The organism is Streptomyces sp. NPDC002669 (assembly GCF_042889165.1).
In the GTDB taxonomy this organism is placed as follows: domain Bacteria; phylum Actinomycetota; class Actinomycetes; order Streptomycetales; family Streptomycetaceae; genus Streptomyces.
This window is the reverse complement of the sequence record NZ_JBIAQQ010000007.1, coordinates 367,955-373,954: the sequence shown is the minus strand read 5'-3', so window position 1 is coordinate 373,954 and position 6,000 is coordinate 367,955. Positions and strand designations below refer to the sequence as shown.

The following is a 6,000-nucleotide window of genomic DNA, read 5'->3' as shown; positions in this document are numbered from 1 at the left end:
TCCGGTCCGACAACCGCTCACCCGACAACTTCACCTGCCCAGGCCTTGGCACAACACATCCAACGACCAACACAGCTCAAAGTCACCGGTATTGGATCTAGACCGTGTCCCGCGCGCGGGCCCCGTCGCGTTCTCCCGGTGGGGCGGTCCAGGCCATCGCCAGGGCGAAGCCGAGGTCGTCGAACCGGGCGCCGGGGAAGACGCTTCCGTACAGTTCGCGAAACTGCTCGCGCGACAGGTAGCGGTCGCTGAGGAGGTGTGCCAGCCATGGACGGCTGTGCCAGAAGCGGAGTTGGAACCACGCGTCGCGAAGCCCCACCCGGCGGATCTCGGCGGGGAAGTTCCACAGCGCGGGCCAGGTGTACGCCTTGCGCGGTGGTGTCGGGTACTGGTCGCACACGTTGTCGATCAGGGCGACGGTGCCCCCGGGCCGCACGAGTCCCTTCACGTGTTCCAGGCCCGCTCGGTAGTCGTCCAGGTGGTGGAACACGGTGTGGCTGTAGACCAGGTCGAAGCCCTCCTCGTCCTCCAGGTCCAGCAGGTCCTTCACCACGTAGCGCACATTGGGCCGGGCCCTTCCGGCCCGGGCGATCTCGATCAGGGGGCGGCTCAGGTCCAGGCCGACGACCTCCTCGAAGCTGTCCGCCAGGGCCTCGACCGCGTGCCCCGAACCGCAGCCCGCGTCCAGGGCGCGCCCGCCTGCCGGGTCGAGCCCGCGCAGCCAGGCGGTGTTCTGTCCCGGGAGCAGGCTCACGAAGCGGTCGTAGTCGAGGGCGAACCGGTCGAAGGACTGTGGATCCGCTGTCTGCGTCATGCCTCTCCTCCTGCACGGCACGGCCTCGGCGGGATTCTCCCCGGGCGAGCCGTCGTCGTACCCGTCCTCACCAGGTGTCGCAGTACTGGAGGTGCAGGCGGGCGGGCACGTTTCCGCGGGTCCGTGCCGTCGTCCACGGGCCGGAGCCGAGCTCGACGCAGTAGTGTCCGGAGCCCGGGTGGCGATGCGTGTGCGCCGGGGCCTGGTCGGTGAGGTCGCGCAGGGCCGCGCCGTGCTCGCGGAAGGCGGTGGGGCTCCCGACGACGAAAAGGGTGTGCGCGGCGATGTCGAACCCGAGGTGGTCGCGGTACGTCCGGTGGTACCACCGCTGGTGATCGATGGCGGCCCCGTCGGGGAAGTCCTGGTCCGGCGTGGCTGTCGTGTGCGCCCTGCCGGTGCCGAGCCGGGCCCGTACCCGCTTCCACGAGGCAATCGGGAACTGCAGGCTGTGGTGGGCCAGGACCAGGCCCAGCGAGACCGGCACCCCGTCGCCGATGGCGTCCCGGGGGGCCGGGTTGGCCCGGATCGGGAGGTACACCAGCGACCGGGCCGAGCGGGCGGCCAGCGACCACATGGCGGTGAGCCGGGTGGCGCCCTCCCGGTCGGCGTACATCGACAGCCAGTGGTGGTCGTCGCGCAGGACCGGCCGTGCCGGGGCCGGGGAGAGCCGGACCACCCGGACCTCGCTGCTGCCCGTCCGGACCCTGTGTATGCGCACCCGTTGTTCCACACGTCTCCCCGGGCCCGTCGCCCCTCGCACTCGGGCCGGTCCCACGGCCCCGCCGGGCTCTCGAAGCGGGCCCGGCGGAACTCGACCCTAGTCCAGTCCGTTGTGCCGTCGGATGGTTTCCGCCTCCGTCCGGTACCCGGCGGCCTCCCCGGTGCGGCCTTCCCCATCGGCCAGTTCGGCGAGCGCGTCGAGAACGCGGACCTGCTCGGAGCCGGACCTCCGGCGGCGTGCGCCGTCGAGTGCCTGCTCGTACAGCGGGCGGGCTTCCTCGGCACGGCCGAGGCGGAGCAGGACGCCACCGAGCGCGAATCCGGTGCGGGCGATCAGCCTGGCGCGGCTCTGTTCGGTGGCCCCGGTGTACGCCTCGGACAGCAGGCGGGCCGCCGCATCCAGGTCGCCGAGTGCCGCATGGGCCTCGCCCATCCGGTAGGTCTGGAGCATGGCTCCGTAGTGGTTGCGGATCGACAGGTGCACCTCGCGGGAGCGGGCGAAGTCGGCCACCGCGGCCGTCCAGTCGCCCCGCACGGAGCTGAGCGTGCCGCGGAACTCCATCGTCGAGGCACGGAGCTTGGAGTCCGTTTCGCCGTGCCCCAGCAGGTCGAGGGTGGCGAACGCGCTGTCGAGTTCGCGCCCGGCGTCGTCCGTCCGCCCCGACTCCCAGAGAGAGCGGGCGAGTTGGCACCGCATGCGAACCAGCCAGGCCGCGTTCCCGGACCGGGCGGCGGAGTTCGCCCCGAGCCGGAAGACCTCGGACACGTCGGCCTGGTGGGGGTGGTCCATCGCGTACGTCCACACGGGCTCGCACAGGGCCACGGCCTCCGCGTCCAGTCCCCGTGCGTGGGCCAGCCGCACACACGCGAACAGCGTGTGCCGTTCCGTGCGCAGCCAGCGCACCGCGTCCTCGGACCGCTCGGTGCGGACCGCTCGGTCCTCGGTCCTCGCCGGGTCCTCCAGGGGGACGTCCGGGGCGCCGGGAACGGGGCCGTAGACGTCCGCGACGGTCAGGCGCGGGCCGGCCGCGAACCTGTCGGCCAGCTGGGCCTGTCGTACGAACCAGCGCAGCACCCGTACCTGCGCCTCGGCCGCCTCGCCCCCGGCCTCGTGCTCGCGGGCCCGGCGCCGGGCGTGCGCGTGCAGCGGTCCCGGCAGCCGCATCCGGCCCTCTTCCTCCGGGCGCACCACCCGCAGTTCCAGTAACCCGGCCGCGGCCAGCTCCTCCAGCGCGTCCTGGCACGTCTCCGGCCCCAGCCCCGACAGCGCGGTGGCGGACTCCCGGGTGAACGTCGTTCCGGGGTGGAGGGGCAGCAGCCGGTAGAGCAGGGCCGCCGACGGGGAAAGATTCCGGTAGGTCGTGTCCCAGATGTCCTCCACCCCGGAAATCCCCTTGCTGTCCAGTTCGGCCCGCAGCTCCTCCAGGAGGCGGGGAAGCGGTCGCAACGGGTGCGCGCGCAGCCAGCGGCCCGCGACGTGCAGGGCGGCGGGCAGACCGTCGCACAGCCGCACCACCGTCCGCGCCGCCTCCGGGTCGGTGGCCAGTCGGCGGTCCCGGACGATCAGTTCGAGCAGTTCCATCGCCGCGGGGTCCTCCAGCGGCGGCAGCACCAGGTCGACGGCGGCACCGTCCGCCAGGTCGTACAGCGGGCCGTGACTCGCCACGATCACCACGCTGTCGCCCGACGACGGAAGCAGGGGGACGACCTCCGAGGCGTACCGCACGTTGTCCACGACGATCAGCAGCCGGCGGTCGAAGGTCTTGTTCCAGTACTGCCTGCACCGCGCCTTGAACTGGCGCGCCAACGCGTCCGGTTCCACGTCGAGGGAATCCAGCAGCTGTGCGAGCGCCTCAGCGGGGTCCAGTTCGCCGCCCATCCGGAAGTCGTCCAGGTCGACCGAGAGCACACCGTCCGGGAAGCGGTCGCTCAGTTTCCGGGCGATCAGATAGGCCAGCTCCGTCTTGCCCAGACCTCCCGGTCCGCTCAGCGACAGCACCAACGGCCTGGACCTGCCCTGCCACTCCTCCACCGCGCGGAAGGCCCGTTCCTTCTCCTCCTCGCGGTTGACGAAGTGCATCGGCTCCGGCGGCAGTTCCACCCTCATTCAGGCTCCGCTCCCCTGTCCGTACCCGGCTCGTGTCCGGAGACTCGCCGCTCCCCGGACCTCGCACTCTAAAGGGTTCCACGCACCCGGCCGACGCTTTCGCCGGGGCGGCGTGCCACCCCTCCCTATCACGCGGGGCGCCCGGTGTGCTCGGGGCGGTCCTGCTCCGGGCCGCCCCGGCAACGAGCGGCAGGACGGTGCACCGCGAGCACGGCACGACGTACTCCTCCGGCGCGGACCACCGTGACGCCGGGGATCCGCGCGGCGGCCCGGTTACCGTGCCGGGGGCGGACGCCTGAGGGGTATTCATCCGGCCATCGGACCGCACAGTTCAGGTCACGGACACCTGTGGTACGTCGAGGGGCAATCCCCGTCGGCGACACTGCCCGCGTCCCATCCAACGGGGGTGCGCAGACGAAGGAAGTACCGATGGATCGCAGATCGTTCATGGCCACGACGGGCAGCGCGTCGCTGGTGGGCGGGGCTCTCGCCGCCGGTGCCGGGCTCGCGGCCCCCGCGGCCGAGGCCGCGCCGCACCGGCCCGACCGGGGCCGGACCGTCCGGTTCAACATCATCAGTGACATCCAGGGCGACCTGGCCGACTTCGGCAGGGCCCTGGACGATCTGCACCGCATCAATCCCGGCAGTGCCGGTCTCGGTATCGCCGGTGACATCACCCCGCGCGGCTACGACTTCGAGTACGCGGCGGTCCGTCAGACCCTGGAGCGCCATCCGCACCCCCGGAACGTGGCGTGGGCCATCGGCAACCACGAGTTCTACGTGCCGAAGTACAGCGACCCCAACACACTGGCGGAGGCCACCTGGCCCAACGGCACGACGGAGGACTCCCTCTTCCGCAGCTTCTACAACTTCGCGGGCCGCAACAAGGTCTACTCGGAGACGTCGTTCGGCGGTGTGCCCGTGCTCAGCCTGGGCACCGAGCGCTACTCCCACTACCACGACGCGAAGCTGTGGGACGAGGTGTGGATCAGCGATGCGCAGTTCGCCTGGCTGGAGGACCGTCTCGCGTACTGGGCCCGTCGGCGCAGGCCCGTCATGGTGCTGACCCACCACCCGCTGCCCAACACGGTGTCGGGCACCCACAACAAGCTCTACCTCAACGACTACCTCCAGCCCGACCGGCTGCTGTCGATCCTCGGCCGGCACAAGGACGTGTTCCTCTTCTCGGGGCACACCCACTGGGACCTCAACCTGTCCGACTGGGTGGTGCGCCGCGTCGTCCCCGGCACCGGCAACCTGGAGGGTTTCACCGTCGTGAACACCTCGGCCGTGCAGGTCGGCTGGATGGACGACGGCAAGGGCGGCGAGGTCTCCCTCGGCGGTGCCTTCAACCAGGGTCTCCAGGTCGAGGTCGGTGCGCACTCCGTCGTCATCAAGGCCCGTGACTTCACCACGGGCACCTGGCTCAAGCAGCTGACGGTACCGCTGCACACCGGTTCCTGACCCGGCGCCGGACAGCCGCCGTCACCGGCGGTCAGCGTTCCTCCCCTCCCCGGTCGGGGCCGGGGAGCAGGACGCACACCACCGGGGCGGCGGTGGCTGTCGGTGTGTCGTTCCACGCGACCCGTGCCGATTCCGTGGCGGCGAGGGCGAGCAGCTCCTCCGGGAGGTAGTGACCGGTCGCGATGCCGACGGCGCCTCCCGGGAGTTCGACACGGACGGTGGTGTGCCAGCGTGCGCCGATGCGGTCGGTGCCGATCCGGACCTCCCGTATCCGTGCCGTCGTACGGGTTCCGTGTTCGACGATCCGCGCGGCGTGTTCCGGGAGCAGACCGGCCGCGGTGCGTGCCCGTGCGTCGCGGACGGCGAGGGTACGGGCGTCGGCGCCGCTGTCGAGCCACACGAGGTGTCCGCGGCCGGGGAAGCGGCGGACGCCGATGAGCGTGCCGTCCCGGGGCCGTCCGTCCCGGACGGAGGGGACGCGGCAGTAGCCGTGCACGAGGGTGTCGGGGGCACCGTCGACGGCGGTTATCTCCGCGATCACCCGTAGGTCGTGCGCGTCCGCGGTGGACACACCGCCCCAGGTGAGGATTTCCGTTCCGACGACGCGGGCGGCCTCCAACGGTGTGTCGGGGCGCGGCCGTTCGGGATCGGGGCGGTTGACGAGCGCGACCGCCCCGAGCGCCAGGACCGCGCAGGCCCCGCCGAACAGGGTGAACGCCCACGAGCCGGGGAACCGGAACAGCAGCACGACCGTCGCGGCGACGGCGAGTACGGCTGCGGGAGCGGTCCACCGCAGCCGCCGGATCAGTACCCGCCGGGCGGCCGTGTGCGCCCGCAGCACGAACGCGTCGGGCCCCTCCGGTGTTTCCGGTGCTTCCGGTGTTTGCCGAGGTCC

General features: G+C 71.9%; 5 protein-coding genes. 1 reads left to right on the top strand and 4 read right to left on the bottom strand.

Translation table 11 applies throughout. From position 1 onward, the window contains the following. Positions 1-97 precede the first annotated feature (97 nt). The 3 genes from ACFYW1_RS14345 to ACFYW1_RS14335 form a co-directional block, all read right to left on the bottom strand. Complete coding sequence (locus ACFYW1_RS14345; RefSeq protein ID WP_388991408.1) at positions 98-814, bottom strand: class I SAM-dependent methyltransferase; 717 nt, start codon at positions 812-814, stop codon at positions 98-100. A 67-nt stretch (positions 815-881) separates the two neighbouring features. Continuing rightward, positions 882-1,532, bottom strand: a complete 651-nt coding sequence (locus ACFYW1_RS14340; RefSeq protein ID WP_388991406.1) for a hypothetical protein — start codon at positions 1,530-1,532, stop codon at positions 882-884. A 99-nt stretch (positions 1,533-1,631) separates the two neighbouring features. Next, positions 1,632-3,641: an NB-ARC domain-containing protein gene (locus tag ACFYW1_RS14335; RefSeq protein ID WP_388991404.1), complete on the bottom strand. Its 2,010-nt coding sequence runs from the start codon at positions 3,639-3,641 to the stop codon at positions 1,632-1,634. Positions 3,642-4,070: 429 nt separating this feature from the next. Here ACFYW1_RS14335 and ACFYW1_RS14330 point away from each other — a divergent pair, with 429 nt between their 5' ends. After that, positions 4,071-5,105, top strand: coding sequence for a metallophosphoesterase family protein (locus ACFYW1_RS14330; RefSeq protein WP_388991402.1), 1,035 nt, complete (start codon positions 4,071-4,073; stop codon positions 5,103-5,105). Between the two features lie 31 nt (positions 5,106-5,136). Here the strand turns inward: ACFYW1_RS14330 and ACFYW1_RS14325 are convergent, their stop codons facing one another. After that, a complete protein-coding gene (locus ACFYW1_RS14325) occupies positions 5,137-5,946 on the bottom strand; it encodes a hypothetical protein (RefSeq protein WP_388991400.1) in 810 nt (269 codons plus the stop codon). Positions 5,947-6,000: the final 54 nt, after the last annotated feature.

Coding starts and splice junctions, on each gene's coding strand:
- ACFYW1_RS14345 (WP_388991408.1), bottom strand. CDS start 814: ATGACGCAGACAGCGGATCCACAGTCCTTCGACCGGTTCGCCCTCGAC.
- ACFYW1_RS14335 (WP_388991404.1), bottom strand. CDS start 3,641: ATGAGGGTGGAACTGCCGCCGGAGCCGATGCACTTCGTCAACCGCGAG.
- ACFYW1_RS14330 (WP_388991402.1), top strand. CDS start 4,071: ATGGATCGCAGATCGTTCATGGCCACGACGGGCAGCGCGTCGCTGGTG.